At 69.6% G+C, this 19304-nt stretch carries 16 protein-coding genes; 3 read left to right on the forward strand and 13 right to left on the reverse strand.

Annotation, left to right across the window (positions count from 1 at the left end; genetic code table 11):
- Positions 1-34: 34 nt before the first annotated feature.
- Complete coding sequence (locus LXM64_RS11130) at positions 35-904, forward strand: fumarylacetoacetate hydrolase family protein (protein WP_234073257.1); 870 nt, start codon at positions 35-37, stop codon at positions 902-904.
- 51 nt (positions 905-955) lie between these two features.
- Here the strand turns inward: LXM64_RS11130 and LXM64_RS11135 are convergent, their stop codons facing one another.
- The 10 genes from LXM64_RS11135 to LXM64_RS11180 all read right to left on the reverse strand — a co-directional run bounded on the left by LXM64_RS11135 (position 956) and on the right by LXM64_RS11180 (position 10994).
- Positions 956-1405, reverse strand: a complete 450-nt coding sequence (locus tag LXM64_RS11135) for a DUF4190 domain-containing protein (RefSeq protein WP_234073258.1) — start codon at positions 1403-1405, stop codon at positions 956-958.
- Between the two features lie 92 nt (positions 1406-1497).
- Positions 1498-2961 carry an aspartate ammonia-lyase gene (locus LXM64_RS11140; protein ID WP_234073259.1) on the reverse strand — a complete coding sequence of 488 codons (1464 nt, stop codon included), beginning with the start codon at positions 2959-2961 and terminating at the stop codon, positions 1498-1500.
- Positions 2962-3076: 115 nt separating this feature from the next.
- Complete coding sequence (locus LXM64_RS11145; RefSeq protein ID WP_234073260.1) at positions 3077-3994, reverse strand: phosphodiesterase; 918 nt, start codon at positions 3992-3994, stop codon at positions 3077-3079.
- A 34-nt stretch (positions 3995-4028) separates the two neighbouring features.
- Positions 4029-4364: a peptidase gene (locus LXM64_RS11150; protein ID WP_234073261.1), complete on the reverse strand. Its 336-nt coding sequence runs from the start codon at positions 4362-4364 to the stop codon at positions 4029-4031.
- Entirely contained in the window at positions 4364-5590 is a 1227-nt protein-coding gene (locus LXM64_RS11155) for an inorganic phosphate transporter (RefSeq protein WP_137416529.1), read from the reverse strand. The genes LXM64_RS11150 and LXM64_RS11155 overlap by 1 nt, the downstream gene beginning before the upstream one ends.
- 199 nt (positions 5591-5789) lie before the next feature.
- A complete protein-coding gene (locus LXM64_RS11160; RefSeq protein ID WP_234073262.1) occupies positions 5790-6917 on the reverse strand; it encodes a Gfo/Idh/MocA family protein in 1128 nt (375 codons plus the stop codon).
- Positions 6914-7864, reverse strand: coding sequence for a sugar phosphate isomerase/epimerase family protein (locus LXM64_RS11165; RefSeq protein ID WP_234073263.1), 951 nt, complete (start codon positions 7862-7864; stop codon positions 6914-6916). Before LXM64_RS11165 ends, LXM64_RS11160 begins: the two co-directional genes overlap by 4 nt.
- A 31-nt stretch (positions 7865-7895) precedes the next feature.
- Positions 7896-8720: a carbohydrate ABC transporter permease gene (locus tag LXM64_RS11170; protein WP_234073264.1), complete on the reverse strand. Its 825-nt coding sequence runs from the start codon at positions 8718-8720 to the stop codon at positions 7896-7898.
- Positions 8720-9676, reverse strand: coding sequence for a carbohydrate ABC transporter permease (locus LXM64_RS11175; RefSeq protein WP_137416525.1), 957 nt, complete (start codon positions 9674-9676; stop codon positions 8720-8722). The genes LXM64_RS11170 and LXM64_RS11175 overlap by 1 nt, the downstream gene beginning before the upstream one ends.
- A 13-nt stretch (positions 9677-9689) precedes the next feature.
- Positions 9690-10994, reverse strand: coding sequence for an extracellular solute-binding protein (locus tag LXM64_RS11180; protein ID WP_234073265.1), 1305 nt, complete (start codon positions 10992-10994; stop codon positions 9690-9692).
- A gap of 246 nt (positions 10995-11240) precedes the next feature.
- Here LXM64_RS11180 and LXM64_RS11185 point away from each other — a divergent pair, with 246 nt between their 5' ends.
- Together LXM64_RS11185 and LXM64_RS11190 are read left to right on the forward strand one after the other, a co-directional pair.
- Positions 11241-12731, forward strand: a complete 1491-nt coding sequence (locus tag LXM64_RS11185; RefSeq protein WP_234073266.1) for a GMC oxidoreductase — start codon at positions 11241-11243, stop codon at positions 12729-12731.
- 47 nt (positions 12732-12778) lie between these two features.
- A complete protein-coding gene (locus tag LXM64_RS11190; RefSeq protein ID WP_234073267.1) occupies positions 12779-14881 on the forward strand; it encodes a S9 family peptidase in 2103 nt (700 codons plus the stop codon).
- Between the two features lie 49 nt (positions 14882-14930).
- On the opposite strand, the gene LXM64_RS11195 is transcribed toward LXM64_RS11190, so the two are convergent.
- The 3 genes from LXM64_RS11195 to LXM64_RS11205 all read right to left on the reverse strand — a co-directional run bounded on the left by LXM64_RS11195 (position 14931) and on the right by LXM64_RS11205 (position 19246).
- Entirely contained in the window at positions 14931-15767 is an 837-nt protein-coding gene (locus LXM64_RS11195) for an endonuclease domain-containing protein (RefSeq protein ID WP_234073268.1), read from the reverse strand.
- 184 nt (positions 15768-15951) lie between these two features.
- On the reverse strand, positions 15952-16980 hold the full coding sequence (locus tag LXM64_RS11200; protein WP_137416521.1) for a 6-phosphofructokinase: 1029 nt from the start codon (positions 16978-16980) through the stop codon (positions 15952-15954).
- Between the two features lie 118 nt (positions 16981-17098).
- Complete coding sequence (locus LXM64_RS11205) at positions 17099-19246, reverse strand: DEAD/DEAH box helicase (protein ID WP_137416520.1); 2148 nt, start codon at positions 19244-19246, stop codon at positions 17099-17101.
- Between the last annotated feature and the right edge of the window lie 58 nt (positions 19247-19304).

Below are 19304 nucleotides of genomic sequence, written 5' to 3' on the forward strand. Positions count from 1 at the left end.
TCAGCCTAGGGTCGCCGCCGGTAGCGTGGAGGGCATGCGCTTCGCCCACCTCCGCACCGCTGCGAATCCGGAGCCGAGACTCGTCGTCGTCGACGAGGACTCCGCCGCCTTCGTCGACGCCCTCTTCCCCCACGCCCCGAGAACTCTCGAGCAGCTCATCCTCGGCGGAGACGAACTGCTGGCGCGGGTGCGGGAGGCCGCGGCAGCGCCCGAGGTCGAACGCTTCGGGTTCGCGGGCACCGAGTTCGCGTCAGCGGTTCTCGCGCCACCGGTCATCCTCGCGGTCGGCCTCAACTACGCCGCACACTCGGGCGAGCTGGGACTGAAGACCGACCAGACCCCGACGGTCTTCGTGCTGTGGCCGAATTCCCTCACGGGGCACGAGCAGACCACGAGCTGGCCGCGCAGCCTCAGCGAGTCCGTCGACTATGAGGCGGAGCTGGGTGTGATCATCGGCCGACCCGCGAAGAACGTCTCACCGGAGACCGCACTGGAGCACGTGTGGGGCTACACGGTCGTCAACGACGTCACGGCGCGCGACATCCAGTTCTCCGAGGCGCAGTGGTCGCGCTGCAAGTCGTTCGACGGGTTCACCCCGACCGGCCCGTTCGTGGTCACGGCCGACGAGGTGCCCGACCCTCAGGACCTCCACATCTGGACGGTCGTGGACGGCCACACGGTGCAGGATGCGTCGACGGGGCAGATGATCCGGCCGGTGTCCGCCCTGGTGTCCCACCTCTCCCAGTCGGTCACACTGCTGCCGGGCACGCTCATCTCCACGGGCAGCCCGGGCGGCGCCGGGTACTCCCGCGACCCGCAGATCTTCCTGCGCGATCGCTCGACGGTCACGGTCGGCATCGACGGCATCGGGGCGCTCACGACGCACTGCCGCATCCTCGGCTGAACGACGATGGCCCCCACCGGCAGGTGGGGGCCATCGTCGTCGCAGATCGATTCAGCGGGAGGTGCAGGACTGCGTCACCCCGTTGATCTGGTAGGAGCCGTTGGGATTCTCCAGGCAGTACCTCATCGCCTGGTCGAAGACGCTCACGAAGCTCACGATGAGGATGATCCCCACGATGATCCCGATCACCATGAGCACGGAGCTGACGATGATGGCCCACACCGCGGGTAGGTTGCGCACGCCGGCTTTGCGGCTCTGCACCAGCGCGACGATGCCGAGGATGAGGCCGATCAGCTGCGCGAAGAACGCCACGATGAGCGCCACGATGCCGAGCGTCTTGCCCGGCACCGGTGCGCCGGGGGTCGGCGGACCGGGAACCTGGCCGGCAGCCGGCGGCGCCGTCTCGTAGGCCGGGGGCGCCGTCGGATAGGCCGGGGGCGCAGCGGGATAAGCCGGCGGGACCGGCGGGGTGTTCTCGGGCGATCCGGTCGGGTCGGTCATGATTCCTCCTGATTCGGCGCGGGCACGGTGCGCGCTCCGACGTTATCGGCTCCGACGTTATCGGCTGCGCCTGGCGGCCGCACGGACGACACTCAGTCCTGGGTCGGAGTGAGGCTCGTATCGATGATCGGGATGGCCGCCGTGATGGCCTCGAGCCCCGACAGTCGCGCGGGCGAAAGCTGCTTGAGCACCTCGTCGCGCGGCATGAGGCCGGCCTCGACCACGAGATCGGCGACGTTGCGGCCGGTGAGCAGCGCCGTCTTCGCGAGCGCCGCGGCGGCCGCGTAGCCGATGAAGGGCGTCAGAGCGGTGATCGCCCCCACCGAGGAGCCGACCATGGCGCCCAGGCGGTCGTGATTGGCGGTGATGCCCTCGACGCAGTTCACCCGCAGCGTCCACATGGCCTGCCGCATCCAGGTGATCGACTGGAAGATCGAGTGCGCGATCACCGGCTCGAAGGCGTTCAATTGCAGCTGGCCGCCCTCGACCGCCATCGTGACCGTCATGTCCGCGCCGACGACGGCGAACGCCACCTGGTTCACGACCTCGGGGATGACGGGGTTCACCTTGCCGGGCATGATGCTGGAGCCCGCTTGCCGTGCGGGCAGGTTGATCTCGCCCAGGCCCGCCTGCGGACCGCTGGAGAGCAGCCGCAGATCGTTGCAGATCTTGGAGAGTTTGATCGCGTTGCGCTTGAGCGAGGACGAGAAGGACATGAACGAGCCCGTGTCGCTCGTGGACTCGACGAGGTCGTCGGCCGTTGCAAGATCCAGTCCGGTGACCTCGCGCAGGTGGCGAAGCACCGCGGGTGCGTAGTCCGGATGCGTCGTGATGCCCGTGCCGATGGCCGTCGCACCCATGTTGACCTCGTGCAGCAGCCAGGCGTTCTCCCGCAACCGGTGCAGGTCCTCCCCCAGAGTCGTGGCGAAGCCGTGGAATTCCTGCCCGAGCGTCATCGGCACCGCATCCTGCAGCTGCGTCCTGCCGACCTTGAGCACGTCGTGGAACTCGCGCGCCTTGTCGAGGAACGCCTGGCGCAGCAGGTCGAGCTCGACCAGGAGGCTCTGCAGGGTGAGCGAGAGGCCGACCTTGATCGCGGTCGGGTACACGTCGTTCGTCGACTGGCTGCGGTTGGTGTGATCGATCGGCGAGAGGAACGCGTAGTCGCCCTTCTCGCGACCGGCGAGCTCGAGCGCCACGTTGGTGATGACCTCGTTGGCGTTCATGTTGGTCGAGGTTCCGGCGCCGCCCTGGATGACGCCGACCACGAACTGGTCGTGATGGCGCCCCGAGATGACCTCCTGAGCGGCGCGGTCGATGAGCGACGCGCGTTCCGCATCGAGCACGCCGATCTCCCGGTTCGCCCGCGCGGAGGCCTGCTTGACCATCGCGAGCGCCACCACGAGGTCGGGGTAGACGGAGATCGGGCGCTTGGAGATGTCGAAGTTCTCGAGGGCCCGTGCCGTGTGGATGCCCCAGTAGGCATCCACGGGGATCTCGAGGCTCCCGAGGGAGTCGGTCTCGGTACGGGTACGCGTCGTTGCGTGCTCTGGCATGCGTTGTCCTTGTGGGTCGTCGGCCGGTTGCCTGACCGAGCCTAATCGCCGTGCTCGCGCGTGACACCGGACACGGCGTACACCCCGAACCGGCTGCTCTCCCGGGCGGCGAGCGTCAGCGGGGACGCTTGCGCGAGAAGGCGTCGAGCCGCTCCGCAGGCGTGAGAGCGGCCATCTCCGCGACCCATTCCGGCGTGAAGAAGTCCGCCGCCTCGGCATCGACGACGGGCACGACCGCATGCGTGACGGTGTCGTCGTAGATGTGCACGAGGTGGAACGACTGCCCCGCATCCATCCCGTTGACCTCGTCCGCGGGGCGCGCGAGATCCATCGTGTAGCACGTCGCAGCGGCGACACTCACGGGCACACCGGCGAAGGTGCCCGAGGTCGAGTGGTGGAGGTGCCCGGCGAGGATGCCGCGCACATCGCTGTCGCGGACCACGTCGGCCAGTCGGTGCTGCTCACGCAGCTCGAGGATGTCGAAGAACGGGATGTGGCTGGGCAACGGCGGGTGATGCAGTGCCAGAAGCGTCCCCAGCGGCGCGGGCGTCGCCAGCACATCGGCGAGCCACGCCAGCTGCGCGTCGTCGATCTCGCCGTGGTGCCAGCCCGGCACCGTGGAATCGAGGACGATCAGACGCAGGCCGTCGAGGTCGTGGACGGCGGTGACGGGCTCGTCGCTCGCCGCAGCGCCCAGGAGTTCGGCGCGCAGCGGCGCGCGTTCGTCGTGGTTGCCCGCGACCCAGACCAGCGGCGCACCCCACCGCTCGGCCGCAGGCTCGAGCACCTCGCGCAGCGCGCGGTAGGCCTCGGGCTCGCCCAGGTCGGTGAGGTCACCCGTGCACACGACCGCGTCGGGGCGGATGCGGGTGCGATCGATCGCGGCGACGGTGCGCCGCAGGTTCGCCAGTGTGTCGTAGCGCCCGCCCAGCGGCGCGTTGCCGGCGAGGAGGTGCGTGTCGCTCAGGTGGACGATCGTGCGCAGCGCAGGCGGATGCTGCCCGAACTGCACGGCGGCGGATGTGGCACTCATACCGCCACCCTACGACCCGCCGCCGACGCGGTGATCAGTGGCCGATGACGATGAGCAGGAGTCCCGACAGCACCGCGAGCGCGCAGAAACCGAAGGCCGCGCACGCGACCGCGAAGGCCGCCCGCTTCTGCGCGTCGGTCAGCGGCGAGCGCTTGGCGGCCTTCGCCGCGGCCTTCTCCGCCTTGGCGCGCTGCTTGTCCGTCATGACGGTGATCGCGTCGGTGAACTCCGCCGGCGCCACCACCGGCGCCCGTCCGGCGCGCACCAGCATCCGGAGTCCGAGCGCGTAGCTTCCCACCACGGCGACGGCAGCGATGAGGGCGGCGAAGAAGACCTGCACGAAGGCGAGCCAATCGATCTGGATGTCCATCAGCGCTGTCCCTTCTCCTGACGGGCCCGCTCGCGCTCCAAGCGACGCTGGCGACGCGTGGGCGGCGGGTTGCGCTTGACCTTGACGGCGCGACCGGAGTCGGCGACCTCGCTCATGGCGTTGGCGGCGGTGACCTCGTCGCGGCGCGAGCGCAGGAAGAGCAGAAGCACGATGATCACGGCCAGGACCGCGTCGATCGCGATGCCCCACGGGCCGAGCCAGGCGACGATGAGGGCCGCCGCCGCGCCGACGATGCCGGCGGCGGGAAGCGTGAGGAGCCATCCGATCGTGATCCGACCGACCGTCCGCCAGCGCACCTTCGCGCCGCGGCGACCGAGCCCGGAACCGATGACCGAGCCGGATGCCACCTGCGTGGTCGACAGCGCGAAGCCGAGGGCGCTGGAGGCGAGGATCGTGGCGGCAGTGGAGCTCTCCGCGGAGAATCCCTGGGCCGGCTTCACGTCGGTGAGGCCCTTGCCGAGCGTGCGGATGATGCGCCAGCCGCCCATGTACGTGCCGAGGGCGATCGTGAAGGCGCAGGCAAAGATGACCCAGAGCTGGGGATCGGCGTGGGCCGAGTCCTGCCAGCCGGCCATGATCAGCGCGAGGGTGATGACACCCATCGTCTTCTGTGCGTCGTTCGTACCGTGGGCGAGGGCGACGAGGGAGGAGGAGAAGATCTGCCCCCAGCGGAAGCCGTCGCGGCCGTCCGGCTTGCCGTCGTAGCGCCGGGTCATGGCGTAGGCGAGCTTGGTCGCGGCGAAGGCGATCACCCCCGCGGTCACCGGGGCGATCAGCGCCGGGAGGATGACCTTGCTGAGTACGACGCCGAAGTCGATCGCATAGGCGCCGATGCCCACGAGGGTTGCGCCGATGAGCCCGCCGAACAACGCGTGCGACGAGCTCGAGGGAAGCCCCAGCAACCAGGTCAGCATGTTCCAGGTGATGGCGCCGATGAGCCCGGCGAAGATCAGCGGGAGGAAGGCTCCGGGTGAGATCTGGTCCTCTCGCACGATGCCGTGCGAGATCGTCTTGGACACCTCGGTCGACAGGAACGCTCCGACGAGGTTGAGTCCCGCCGCCAGCAGTACGGCGACCTTCGGCTTCAGGGCACCCGTCGCGATGGGCGTGGCCATCGCGTTCGCGGTGTCGTGGAAGCCGTTGGTGAAGTCGAAGAAGAGCGCGAGTCCGATGATCAGGACGACGATCAGTGCTGCGGTTTCCACCGTTCGCTTTCGGGGAGAGGGAGAAGGAGGGAGAGCCGAGCGACCGGCGGCGCGAACGAACAGTTCACCGTGAAGTCGGCATTCGTTAACCCGACCACACGGAATCCTTACATCGCCCGCCCTCCCGGTCAACTCAGTGCGCCGGGCGTAACCGGGCACGCGCGCCGATGCGTTCCGTCCGATCGTCGCGCGTACGCCGTCAGGATGCGGCGACGGCCTCCCACGAGGCGGAGAGCGCCGACGCCCGCACCGCGTCGACGATGTCGGCGGCGCGTGCGCCGTCATCGAACGTGGGAAGACCGTCCGGCGCCTCACCGCGCACAGCGGCGTAGGTGTCTGCGACGAACGCCGCGAACGCATCGCCCCATCCCTGCGCGTGTCCGGCGGGGAACGCGTTCAGGCGGGCCTGTTCCGGCGAGGGCTCCGCCTCGGCGCGCCGCAGGACGCTCGCCCCGTTCGTCGTGCCGAACCACACCGTCTCCGGCGCCTCCTGGTCGAAGACGGCGCTGGCGGAGGTGCCGTCGATCTCGAACCACAGCCGGTTCTTGCGCCCCGCGGACACTTGCGACACGACGACGCTGGCGGGAACACCCGACCGCGTGCGCAACGCGACGATCGCCGCGTCCTCGGTCTCGACCGGCGCGCTCGGCCGCTCGGCCGTCGCGACGCCGCCGCCGAAGGCGTGATCGCTGCCGATGGGACGCTCGGGGTGCGCGAGCGAGAACTGCGCGGATGCGGCCTCGAACCGTTCCCCGCTGACGAACTCGACCAGATCGCACCAGTGCGAACCGATGTCCGCAAAGGCGCGCGATCCGCCGCCGAGCGCGGGGTCGACGCGCCAGTTCGCGGTGCGGGCGTCCAGCATCCAGTCCTGCAGATAGGTGCCGTGCATGAGCAGGACCCGGCCCAACCCGCCCCGCGCCACGCGGGAGCGGATCTCGCGCACGAGAGGGTGGTAGCGGTAGACGAACGGGACGGTCGCGACGACCCCCGCTCGGCGGGCGAGGTCGGCCAACTCGTGCGCTTCGGCCCCGTCGAGCCCCAACGGCTTCTCGCACACCACCGCGACGCCGGCCGCCAGAAGTGCCCGCACGTAGGGCGCATGGGTGGCGTTGGGGGTGCAGACGTGCACGACGTCAGGGGTATCGGCCAGCAGCTCCTCGAGATCGAGATAGCCTCGACCTCCCCATCGCTGGGCCGCCTGCGCGCCGCGCTCCGGGCGGGAGCCGAGAACACCAACCAGCCGACCCCCGACCATGCGGACGGCGCGCGCATGGACCTCCGCGATCATCCCGGTCCCGATGATCGCGACGCGCAGTGCGTTCACGCGGCGAAGGTCTGCTCGACCCACCCGCGACTGCGACGCGCGCTCGCATCCGGGTCGCCGTGCAACTGGTCGACCTCGATGACCAGCCACCCGTCGAAGTCGTCGCCGAGCTGCGCCAGCACTCCGGGGATGTCGATGTCGCCGCTGCCGGGCTCGAGGAAGAACGGCTGCGAGGCGACGCGCTCGTAGGGACCCGGGTTCGCCCGGTTCTCGGCTACGAGGGCTGCGGAGTGGTCCTTGATGTGCAGATCGATCACCCGGTCGCGGTGACGCGCGACCATCGCCACCGGGTCGATGCCCGCCCACGCCAGGTGGCCCAGGTCGAACGAGGCGCCGAGCACCTCCGGGTCGACCTCGGCGAGCACCGTCTCGATCTCCTCCTCGGTCTCGACCCAGGTACCGACGTGGTTGTGCAGCCCGGCGCGGACACCCTCCGCACGCAGGATGCGGCCCGCCTCCGCGAGCATGTCGGCCTGGCGCAGCAGTCGGTCGCGATCGGCGAGGTACCCGACGGCCGCGCGCTCCGACCAGCGCGGCAGCCGGTAATCGACCATCGGCGCGAGGAAGACCGTGTCCAGGCCGAAGTAGAGCGACTCCTCGGCCTTGCGGCGCACGGGGTTGAACCAGCGCGCCCACTCGGCGCTGCCGGGTGCGATCTCCAACCCCTCATCCTCGGGCAGCCCGATGGAGGCGTAGCCCGGCGCGACGCGCAGGCCCGCGCGTTCGATCATCGCCGCGTAGCTCTGGAGGGTCTGCGTGTCCAGGACCTCCATCATCGTGGCGTCGAACCCGGATGCCGCCACGGCGGCGAGCACCTCCGGGTAGTCCGCCACGAACGACGGCTCGCCGTAACGCCAGCGCCCCGTGCTTCCGGGCACGGCGGGGTCGGGCGGGAGGTTGGTCCACTGAATGGGGTTGAGGGCGACCTGTGAGCGACGGATCGGCATGCGGGAACCTTTCGAAGCAGGGAGCGCGAGCTCATTTGAGACCGGTGGCGGCGATGCCCTGCACGAAGTACTTCTGCAGGAACAGGAACAGGATGAGGACGGGGAGCAGCACCACCACCGCGCCCGCCAGGAGCACGCCGAACTCGGTCGTCCGGTTGGCCTGCGCGGCGACGGCGAGGCCGACGGGAAGGGTGTAGGTGCTCTGCGACTGCGCCATGACCAGGGGCCAGATGAAGGCGTTCCACGATGCGAGGAAGGTGAGCACGCTCACCGTCGCGAGCGCCGGTGCGAGCAGCGGGAGGAAGATCTGCCCGAAGATGCGCAGCTCGCCCGCTCCGTCGAGCCTCGCGGCCTCCATGAGATCCTCCGGGATGGAGTGCGCGAACTGGCGGACCACGAACACGGCGATCGGCAGGACGAGCATGGGAAGCGCGATTCCGAACAGCGTGTCGACGAGCCCGAGCTGGACGGCCACCATGAACTGCGGCACGAAGATCGCGACGATCGGAACCATCATGGTGGCCAGTACCAGCGCGAAGACGAACCCGCGACCGCGGAAATGCAGCTTGGCGAGCGTGTATCCGGCCAGCGAGCTGAACACGAGATTGCCGGCGACGACGAGCGCGGACACGATGACGCCATTGAGGAAGTACCGGCCGAAGCCACGCTCGAAGAGGGTGGTGAAGTTGGCGAGGTTGCCGAAGGACTCCGGAAGCCACGCGCCCGGGTCGGCGGTGAACTCGCCCTGCGTCTTGAATGCGCCGAAGAACACCAGGACGAACGGGATCAGCATCGCCACGCACACGACGGTGATGAACAGGTAGAGCAGCGCGCTGCCCAGTCGGGAGGTACGCATCAGTGTTTGGGCCTCAGCATCCGGAATTGCACGACACTCACCACGGCCACCAGCAGGATCAGCACGAAGGAGCCCGCCATGGAGGCGGCGATGTTCCCGTAGCCGAACTGCTGATAGACCCAGAGGGAGATCGATCTCGTCGAGTCCAAGGGGCCGCCGCCGGTGAGCAGATAGGGCTCCTCGAAGATGTTCATGTACATGACGGTGATGAGCACCGTCACCAGCAGCGTCGTCGGACGCAGCAGCGGCAGCGTCATGTGCACGATCCGTCGCCAGGGGCCCGCGCCGTCGATCGCGGCGGCCTCGTAGACCTCTTCCGGCACAGCCTGGAGTCCCGCGAGGAACAGCACCATCGCCGTCCCCACGTTGCGCCAGACGGTGAGCAGGATCACCGAGGTAACGCCCCACGCCGGGTCCCCGAGCCAGTTGGGCCCCGCGATGCCGATCGCGGCCAGCGCCTCGTTGACCGGGCCCTCGTAGGTGAGGGCGTACTTCCAGATCACGGATGCGGCGACGATGTTCGCGATGACCGGGAGGTAGATGGCTGCCCGGAACACCGGGCGCAGACGCCGGATGCCGCTGCCCAGCAGGATCGCGAGGGCGAGCCCGATGCCGATCGTGAGAGGGACGCCGATCACGACGAAGAGGACCGTGTTGCCGATCGAGCGCAGGAAGTCCGGGTTGGCGAGCAGCGCCGTGAAGTTCTCGGCGCCGACGACCTCGACCTGGAGGGGGTCTCGGATGTCGCGCAGTCCGATGTCGGTGAAGCTGAACGCCAGCGCGAACAGCCCCGGGACCACCGTGAACAGACCGACGACGATGAGCGTCGGTAGCAGGAAGATCCAGGCGACGAGGCTCTGCCGCGGCCGCGCGCCGCGACGGCCGCGCGGCCGGGCGCCCCCCGCGGGGAGACGGCTCGTGCGCGTCTCCCCGCGGGTGAGTGTGGAACTCGTCATGGTCGTCCGGCGCTCACTCGACCCCGGTGCCGATCGCGTCGGCCTTGGCCTGTGCGGCGGCGAGCACGTCGGCGGGCGTGGCCTGCCCCCGCGCGGCGCGCTCCATCTCGGACCCCAGCATCGCGGAGACCTCGAGCCAGCCCGGGACGGCAGGAACCGCGCTCGCCATCGGGATGGCCTCCTTGATGACGGTCAGGAACGGGTCGTCGGCGATCACCGGCTCGTCCCATGCTGCCTCGACGGCGGGCAGGTTGCCGAAGCGCTCGTACCAGGCGACCTGGGTCTCGGGCTGCGACATCCAGCGCACGAGCTTCCACGCCGCATCCGCGTTCTTGGCGTCGTCGAAGACGGCGAGGCTTCCGCCTCCGATCGCCGAGGTGCTGCCGCCGGGTCCGGCGGCGTTCAGCGCGACGCCCAGGTTCTCGCTCGACCAGCCCTCCCCGTTCGCCTCGTCGAGCCAGGACGGGAACCACGGTCCGTTGACGTAGGCCCCGATCTGCCCCGACGTGAACCACGGCACGGTGTCGAGGAACGTCGGGCCGTCCGGCGATGCGTACCCGTCGAGGATCAGGTTCGTGAAGGTCTCCAGCGCCGCGAGGTTCTCCGGCGTGTCGATGGTCCATTCGGTGTGGTCGTCGGAGATCAGCGATCCGCCGGCCTGGATGCTGAAGTCGTTGAACTGCTGCGCGGTGTACTCGTTCCACTCCACCGAGAGGCCGATCGGGAACTTCACTCCCTGCGCCTGCATCGCCTTGGCGAACGCCGGGTAGTCGCCCCACGTCGCGGGCGCCTCGACGCCGGCGGCATCCGCCAGGTCCTTGCGGTAATAGAACGCCTGGGCGTAGGTGTACCAGGGCACGGCGTGTGCGGCGCCGTCGTACTGGGCGGCATCCCACATGTTGTCGAAGAAGGCGCCGCCGTCGACGAGGCCGTCGGGAACGGTGGCGAACGCGTCGGTGGCGAGCATGCTCGCCTGCGACTGCGACAGCAGGAACGTCGCGTCGGGGACGTTGCCCGCCGCGACGGCCGCGGACACCTTCGTGGCGAACTCCGACTCGGGGATCGAGGTCACGTTGACGGTGACGTCGGGATTCTCCTTCTCGAACTCCTCGAAGAAGGCGGGAAGCGCCTCCCCCTCCGCGCCGGCCGCCCAGAACTCGACGGTGCCGGTCGCGGCGGCGTCCCCGACGACCGTGTCGGCGGCCGCCTCGGAATCGCCGGACGCCCGACCGCACCCGGCGAGGACGACGGCGGCGGTGAGGGCGACACCTGAGACGAGGAGCGTGCGCCGGAGTGGACGTGAAGGCAGTGCAGACATGGTGGTACGGCCTTTCGGGATGCGGGTGGGTGCGCCCGTGGAGCGGGTGGGGCGCCGGCGGCAGATGCCGAGCCGCGGCCAGGCTATGGGCACCTCGGAAGCCGATCCGACCGATGTTGACAGAATTAACATCGGCGTCACAGCCGACAAGAATTCGTTACGAGCGCGAAACTTTCTCCACGCATCGGGCGTCTTTTGGTTCGGAATAGTCGTCTTATATCGATCATCGACATATCTGGAGGACCCGTGGACGCGGACGTACTCATCGTGGGCAGTGGCATCATGGGTGCCGCTGTGGCCGCCGAAGTGGGCCGCCTGCGCCCCGGGACACGGATCACGATCGTGGAAGCCGGCCCCGCCGGGGAGGGCGCCCCCGCACGCCACCTCCACGACTCGACGGATGCGGGAACACGAGACGCCTACCACGCCCACGTCGCGGCCGGCGTGCAGTCCATGTACGTCGGCGCCGCGACGGCAGGCGCCTTCGATGCCCGCAGCGCATCCGCGTTCGGACTGTACGATTTCGCCGCTCTCGGACACGACGCGACCGAGATGCCCGCAGCCGCAAGCGCGTGGAACGTCGGCGGGATGGGATCCCACTGGACCGCCGCGTGCCCCACGCCGTGGGGTCACGAGATCCCGGCGGCGATCGCATCCGAGTGGGATGCCGACTACGAACGCGTGCGCAGCATTCTGCGGATCCGTTCCGACCGCTTCGGACCCACGCCCGCCGGCACCGCGGTCCTGGAAGCGCTCACGCGGGCGTTCGGCGATGTCAGCGCCTCCGGACGCGGGCCGCAGATCATGCCCATGGGCGTCTTCCGCGCCGACGGGGTCGAGCGTCGGCGCACCGACCCCGGGGTCATCCTCCCGGAGCTCGACGGGTCGTCGGAGACCGTCACGCTGCTCTCGGGCACCCTCGCGCGGCGCATCCTCCTCGACGGACAGCGTGCCCTGGGACTCGAGGTCGAGGATCTGCGCACGGGCGAGCGCCGCGAGCTCCGCGCGGACCACGTCGTCGTCGCCGCAGACGCCCTGCGCAGTCCGCAGCTCCTGTTCGCCTCGGGGGTGCGCCCCCAGGCTCTCGGTCGGTATCTCAACGAACACGCGTTCATCACCGGGAGGGTCTTCGCCGAGCCGCACCACCTCGGCGTCGACGACGTGCCGCCGCTCGGCGAGGGCGAGTGGATGACGGACTCGCTCTGGCTTCCGCACAGCGACGACGCGCAGCCGTTCCACTGGCAGATCAGCGTGGGACCGCTGTTCTCCGAAGACCTCCAGGAAGCCGTGGCCATGGCCGTCGGCATCAGCGTCTACGTCCCCACCGAGGTCAGGGAGACATCACGCATCGAGTTCTCCGAAACGGAGACGGACGCGCTCGGCATGCCCCGCGCCCGCATCCATTACGACTACAGCGACACCGATCTGGCACTCATCGAACGCGCGACCCGGGAGCAGCGGGTGGCGTTCGAGGCGGTCGCGGGAGCGGACGCCGTCGGCAACACGCTCCTGCTGCCGCCCGGCTCGTCCCTGCACTACTCGGGGACGGTGCGCATGAGCGAGACGGATGACGGCACGGGTGTCGTGGACCGCGACGGCGCAGTCTGGGGCTCCGAGGGCCTCTTCGTCGCCGGTAACGGCGTCCTGCCGGGGGCGGTCGCGGCCAACATCACGGCGGCCGGTACCGTCACCGCCGTCCGCGCGGCGCGCGCGATCGTGCGCCGACTCGAGGACTGAGCCCTTCGTCGGGGCACGAGCGTCCCGCATCCGACTAGCGTGGAACAGTGACCGACTCCGCCATCCCCGCTCCCCCGCACGCCGCCCGAAAGGTCCGTTCCCGCTCGCACCACGGTGACGTGTTCGATGACCCGTACGAGTGGCTCCGCGACAAGGACGACGCGAATGTCGTGGCGCATATCGAGGCCGAGAACGCGTACACGGACGCACGTACCGCGCACCTCGCGGGCCTGCGCGAGCAGATCTTCCAGGAGATCAAGGGACGCACGCTCGAGACCGACCTGTCCGTGCCCACCCGTCGCGGCCGGTGGTGGTACTTCTCCCGCACCGAGGAGGGCAAGCAGTACGGCATCCACTGTCGCGCACCGCTCGCCTCTCCCGACGACTGGACGCCGCCGGTCCCCGAAGGCTCCCTCGACGGCGAACAGGTGCTGCTCGACGGCAACGCGGAGGCGGACGGGGAGGAGTTCTTCTCCCTCGGCACCTTCGAGGTCTCCACGGACGGCCGGCTGCTGCTGTACGGCGTCGACACGTCAGGAGACGAGCGATACACGTTGCGCGTGCGCGACCTGGAGACGGGCGCGACGCTGCCCGACGTCATCGAGGGCACCTTCGCGGGCGCCTCGCTGTCTCCTGACGGGCGCTTCATCGTCTACTCGACGGTCGACGACGCGTGGCGGCCCGACAAGGTCTGGCTCCACGAGCTGGGGACCCCGGTCACCGACGACGCTCTGCTCTTCCACGAGAGCGACGACCGTTTCTGGGTCGGCGCCGGCTTCACCCGTAGCGACCGCTTCCTGGTCATCGGCGTCGGCTCCTCCATCACCTCCGAGGAATGGCTGCTTCCGGCGGACGATCTCCGCGGCGAGCCCCGCGTGATCTGGCCGCGCCGGGAAGGCGTGGAGTACGACAGCGACCACGCCGTGGTCGACGGCGAGGATGTGCTGTACATCCTGCACAACGACCAGGCGGTGGACTTCGAGCTCGTGCGGGTGTCCGCATCCGATCCGCAGGGCTCGCGCGACGTCGTCGTAGAGCACCAGGGCGGCCGCCGGCTTCTGGGCCTGTCCACCTTCCGCGACTGGGCCGTGCTCGCGTACCGCCGCGAGGGACTCGCGCGACTCGGCATGCTGGACTACGCCGACGGCGCGGTGGCGGAGCTCGAGTTCGACGAGCCGCTCTACTCCGTCGGCACAGCCGGCAACCCCGAGTGGGCCCCTCCCCTCATCCGTCTGGGCTACGGCTCGTTCGTGACGCCGTCGACGGTCTTCGACTACGACCCGGCCAGCGGCGAACGCATCGTGCGCAAGCAGCAGCCGGTACTCGGCGGCTACGACAGCGCCGACTACGCCCAGGCTCGCGTGTGGGCCACCGCCCAGGACGGCGCCGAGGTCCCGGTCTCGCTGGTGTGGAAGCGGTCGTTCGGGGACGCGGGAGCGGCGCCTCGCCCGGTGCACCTCTACGGCTACGGCTCCTACGAGCACTCCATCGAGCCGGCGTTCTCGGTCGCGCGCCTGTCGGAGCTCGATCGCGGGGTGATCTTCGCGGTCGCCCACGTGCGCGGCGGTGGCGAGATGGGCCGGGAGTGGTACGAGAACGGCAAGCTGCTGGCCAAGCGCAACACGTTCACCGACTTCGTCGACTGCGCCCTGCACCTGATCGATCACGGCTACACGTCGCCCGATCTCCTCGTCGCCGAGGGTGGTTCGGCCGGCGGACTGCTGATGGGCGCCGTCGCGAACCTCGCACCCGAGCTGTTCGCCGGCATCCTCGCCGACGTGCCGTTCGTGGACGCCCTGACGACGATCCTCGACCCCTCGCTTCCGCTGACGGTCATCGAGTGGGACGAGTGGGGCGACCCCCTGCACGACCCCGAGGTGTACGCCTACATGAAGACGTACTCGCCGTACGAGAACGTGCGCGAGGGCGTGGCGTATCCCCGCATCCTGGCCGTCACCTCGTTCAACGACACCCGCGTGCTGTACGTGGAGCCCGCGAAGTGGGTGGCGCGGCTGCGCGAGGTCGGCGCCGATGCGCTGCTCAAGTGCGAGATGGTGGCCGGCCACGGCGGTGTGAGCGGACGCTACAACGCGTGGCGCGAGCGCGCGTACGAACAGGCCTGGATGATGGACGTCCTCGGCCTCGCCTGACCCCACCCCGCCCCGCCCGCCCGCGTCGCGTCGCCTGTCACCCGCCTCTTCAGCGGTGCAGTCCCTGCGCCATCGCCATCGCGACCGTGTCGATCACCTGGTCCGCCTGGAACAAGAGCTGGTAGTAGTCGAAGCGCAGCACGGTGTAGCCGCGGAGCGCGAGACGGGCATCCGCAGCGAGGTCCCGCCGCCGGTCACCCGCCTGGTGGTGGGCGAACCCGTCGATCTGCACGACGAGCCGTCGCCCGATGAGTCCGTCGACGGGATGGCCGTCCAACCACACCTGCTGCTGGACGTCGACGGCCAACCGACGCATGAGTTCGATGAAGCGGGTCTCGATGCCGGAGTCGGAGAGATATCCCGCCCGCGCGGCCATCTCGCGCGCCGCGACCGCACCCCATTCGATGCGCGCGAGAACCGCCTCATCGACGAGGCCTCGACGCAGCGCTGATTCCCAGATCGCCAGCGCCTCCCACCGGACCAGGCACGCCGCGACGTGGAAGAGAACGTTCACGATCGGATCCAGCACGGCGTCCGCGGCGGTGGGCATCGGCGCCGCACCCCAGTGGACACGAAGTCCGTCACGATCGAAGCGCGACGCGTTCGCCGCGACGGAGAGGTGGAGCTCGTCGTGCTCGCGCACCCACAGTCCGAGCCGCTCGGCCGCCGAGACGCAGGTGATCCGCCCGCCGACGGCGACAGCCCTGCGGAGCGCCGAGTCGGCACCGCCCGTCACCACCCACCCGCGTCGCGGTCGCTCCAATGCTCCTGTCGCCAGCGCGGCGCGCACCTCGTGCCGGGTGAAGCCCTCGGCGAAGAGCGATGTCACCACCGCGGCACCGCCGCAGCGATCGACGTGGGCGATGAGTTCGGTCGTTTTCGACATAGCCCGAGGATGCGGTCTCCGCCGCATCCCGGCAGTTAATCCACCCCCGCACCGGGGGCGACACGCCGGGGCATGAACCGTGAGGAGACGAGGCCGCAACGCAGGAGATCTCCGCCCGACAGGATGATCCGGGGCGGATCGTCCTGCGGGACGGAGATCTCCTGGTGAAGGGGCGAGCGGCAGCTCAACCGAAGAGCGCGGCGGCCTCTTCGTAGCGGTACTGGGGAACCGTGTTCAGCTCGCCGAGCGCCTCCGCGAACGGCACGCGCACGATGTCGGTTCCGCGCATGGCGACCATCTGACCCCATGCGCCGTCGACGATCGCGTCGGCGGCGTGCAGGCCCAGGCGGGTCGCGAGCACGCGGTCGAAGGCGGAGGGCGACCCACCGCGCTGGATGTGGCCGAGCACCGTCGCACGGGTCTCGATACCGGTGATGCGCTCGATCTCGGGGGCGAGGACCTCGCTGATGCCGCCGAGACGCGGGCGGTTGAAGGCGTCGAGGCCCTTGTCGCTGAAGGCCTCGTCCATGCCCGTGAGCTTGAAGCCCTCGGAGACGACGACCAGCGGCGCGCGGCCACGGTCGTGTGCGCGGCTGACCTGGTCGACGATCTCATCGATCGACATCGGGACCTCGGGGATGCAGATCACGTGCGCGCCCGCGGCGATACCCGCGTGCAGGGCGATCCAGCCCACGTGGCGACCCATGACCTCGGCGACCATGCAGCGCTGGTGCGAGTCGCCGGTGGTGCGCAGGCGGTCCATGGCGTCGGTGGCGATGTTGACAGCCGTGTCGAAGCCGAACGAGTAGTCGGTCGCCCGCAGGTCGTTGTCGATCGTCTTCGGGACGCCGAGCACGTTGATGCCGTCGTTCGCGAGACGGTTGGCGGCTGCCAGCGTACCCTCACCGCCGATCGCGATGATGCCGTCGATCCGGTGCCCGTACAGCGTCTTCGCGATGTTCTCGGCGCCGCCGCGGGGACCCTCGTAGGGGTTCGTGCGGCTGGTGCCGAGGATCGTGCCTCCCACCTTCGACAGGCCCTTGACCTCGTGCCGCGTCAACGGGAAGAAGTCGCCGTCGACCACGCCGCGCCATCCGTCGCGGATGCCGACGAACTCGAGGTCGTAGGTCGTGGTGCCCTTGAGAACGACACCGCGGATGACCGCGTTCAGTCCGGGGCAATCGCCGCCGCTGGTGAGAATACCGATCTTCATGCTGGAGTCCCTGCTTTCCGGGTGATGGTGCTCCGGGGAATGGGGCGACGCTGCCTCACCGACACTATCGCCCCGGAGCCCCCGGGCGCACACCCGGGGCCGTGCATATGGATGCGGGTCAGCCGCCGAGCGCGGACCTCGTCAGATGCATGAGCGCCGACAACTGCACCGAGTCGCTCGAACCGGGCTCGACCGCGTGGCCGTCGAGCGCGCGAAGGGAGAGACCCTGCTTGGCGTCGATGAGTTCCGCGATCTTGGTGTCGATCGTGTGCGCGGCGATGATGCGCCACGCCGTGACCGGCTCGTCCTGGCCGATGCGGTGCACGCGGTCGATCGCCTGCGTCTGCTCGGCCGCGGTCCAGCTCAGCTCCGCCAGCACGACGTTGGAGGCTGCCTGCAGGTTGACGCCGACCCCGGCGGCGGTCAGGGAGCAGACCGCGACAGCGACCTCCGGGTCGGAGTTGAACGCATCGATGGCCGCCTGACGCGCGATCGCCGTCTGGTCACCGCGCAGCGAGACCGACTTGAGGCCGGCCGCGGCGAAGTGGGCCTCGGCCGCGTCCATGACGTCGATGTGCTTCGCGAAGAAGACGACCTTGCCGACGGAGCGCTGCAGCTGCACGGTGTAGTCGGCAGCGAGCAGTGCTTTGGCCTGGCCGATGCGGCGCACCATCGTGAACACGTTCTCGCTGCCGGATGCGGCGGCCTTGGACTCGTCGAGCTCGTGCTGTGCGACCAGGCGGACGATGTCTTCGTCGATCTCGCCGATCGCCAGGCCGCGCTCGCCGCGGGCTTCGATGATCCGGCGGTACCGCGCTGCCAGACGCTCACCCAGCTCACGCTCGGCGTGGCGGATCGAGCGGCCGTACTCGTCGTCCAGTTCGACGGGCAGGTCGGCGACGAGCTTGTCGGGAAGATCCGCGGCCACGTCGGTCTTGCGACGACGGACGATGCCCATGGAGATGACCGCGCTGCGCGCCTGCGGGTAGAAGGCTTTGTCGGCGGGCGTCAGTCCGGTCTCATCGAGCTTCGCCATGAGCTCGGGACCGGGCTTCTCGCCGTTCGTCCAGCCCAGGAAGCGCCAGATCGCGTCGAAGTCCTCGACGTCGTTGATCAGCGGCGTGCCGGTCAGCGCCAGCATGAGCGGGTCGCGCCGCGCCTCACGGATGCGGCCGGCCAGCGCCAGCACGTTCCGGGATCGCTGCGAGGTGAGGTTCTTGATGAAGTGCGCCTCATCGACGACCATGCCGCCCAGACCGATCGTGCTGAGCCAGGACAGATGACGGTCGAGGACCTCGTAGTTGACGATGAAGACATCGGCGAACGCGTCGATGTTCTCGCCGTCGCCCTGGATGACGGTGGCGCGCCGCTGCGGCGTCCACCGGTGCACCTCGCGGGCCCAGTTCATCTTGACGACGTTGGGCACGACGACCAGCAGAGGATATGCGTTCGCGACGGATGCGGCCAGCACCGACTGGGCCGTCTTGCCGAGGCCGGGCTCGTCGGCGAGCAGGAAGCTCCGGTGCCCCTCGCGGACCGCCTCGAGGAAGCGCGACTGGTGCGCCATGACCTCGAGCCCCTTGGGCGACAGGCGGTCGAACTCCGGGACGGGCGGCAGGTCCATGGACGCCGCTCCCCCACCGGCACCGGTCTCGAACGCCTTGTAGAGCGGGCCCATGAGCTCCCAGTCGTCCAGCCGACGACGCGGCGTGCTGCCGGTGGAGCGCGGGGTCAGATCGGGGGCCAGGAACGGGTTCGCCATCTGGCGCGCCTCGACCTGCGGCGGCACGACCTGCCGGGATGCTGCGGCGGCCGGAATCACCGCAACGGGCGCCGCCGGTGCGGCATCCGTGATGATCAGCTCATCGGGAGCGAGTTCGGCACCGGATTCCAGCAGCCAGTCGCGCCGCATCCGCTTCGCGACCGGCGAGGTCGCCTGGTCGACTTCGAGCAGCTGGATGAGGGACGTGTCGCGCGCCGCGGTCTTTGCGAGGATGGTCGCCACGCCGTCGAGACGCTTGAGCAGCTCGGCGCGCGACGCATCGGTGAGCGTCGTGTCGGACTTCACACGCGCACGTTCCTCGCGCACCAGGAAGGCGATCACCTGGAACTTGACGCGATTGGTGGGGCCCAGCTTGCCGCGCTGGGCCTTCGCCTCGACCTCGCGCACCTTGCGCGCGAGGATCGGGATGACGGGGGCCTCGTCGTCGCGTTTGGCGGACGAGGACTTTCTACGGCGTTGCGCCGCCGGTGCCGTGGTCGGCATGCTCCTCCTGAGCGTCGGGTCCGCAATGGACCGTCGACCGGTGTTTCGAGTCTCGCGG

Origin of the sequence: Microbacterium binotii, from assembly GCF_021398715.1 — a bacterium.
GTDB classification, from domain to species: Bacteria; Actinomycetota; Actinomycetes; order Actinomycetales; family Microbacteriaceae; genus Microbacterium; species Microbacterium binotii_A.

Excerpts from the sequence above, each read along its gene's own strand:
- LXM64_RS11170 (WP_234073264.1), bottom strand. The coding sequence starts at position 8,720 with ATGCGTACCTCCCGACTGGGCAGCGCGCTGCTCTACCTGTTCATCACC.
- LXM64_RS11165 (WP_234073263.1), bottom strand. The coding sequence starts at position 7,864 with ATGCCGATCCGTCGCTCACAGGTCGCCCTCAACCCCATTCAGTGGACC.
- LXM64_RS11205 (WP_137416520.1), bottom strand. The coding sequence starts at position 19,246 with ATGCCGACCACGGCACCGGCGGCGCAACGCCGTAGAAAGTCCTCGTCC.
- LXM64_RS11150 (WP_234073261.1), bottom strand. The coding sequence starts at position 4,364 with ATGGACATCCAGATCGATTGGCTCGCCTTCGTGCAGGTCTTCTTCGCC.
- LXM64_RS11140 (WP_234073259.1), bottom strand. The coding sequence starts at position 2,961 with ATGCCAGAGCACGCAACGACGCGTACCCGTACCGAGACCGACTCCCTC.
- LXM64_RS11195 (WP_234073268.1), bottom strand. The coding sequence starts at position 15,767 with ATGTCGAAAACGACCGAACTCATCGCCCACGTCGATCGCTGCGGCGGT.
- LXM64_RS11135 (WP_234073258.1), bottom strand. The coding sequence starts at position 1,405 with ATGACCGACCCGACCGGATCGCCCGAGAACACCCCGCCGGTCCCGCCG.
- LXM64_RS11180 (WP_234073265.1), bottom strand. The coding sequence starts at position 10,994 with ATGTCTGCACTGCCTTCACGTCCACTCCGGCGCACGCTCCTCGTCTCA.
- LXM64_RS11145 (WP_234073260.1), bottom strand. The coding sequence starts at position 3,994 with ATGAGTGCCACATCCGCCGCCGTGCAGTTCGGGCAGCATCCGCCTGCG.
- LXM64_RS11175 (WP_137416525.1), bottom strand. The coding sequence starts at position 9,676 with ATGACGAGTTCCACACTCACCCGCGGGGAGACGCGCACGAGCCGTCTC.
- LXM64_RS11130 (WP_234073257.1), top strand. The coding sequence starts at position 35 with ATGCGCTTCGCCCACCTCCGCACCGCTGCGAATCCGGAGCCGAGACTC.
- LXM64_RS11200 (WP_137416521.1), bottom strand. The coding sequence starts at position 16,980 with ATGAAGATCGGTATTCTCACCAGCGGCGGCGATTGCCCCGGACTGAAC.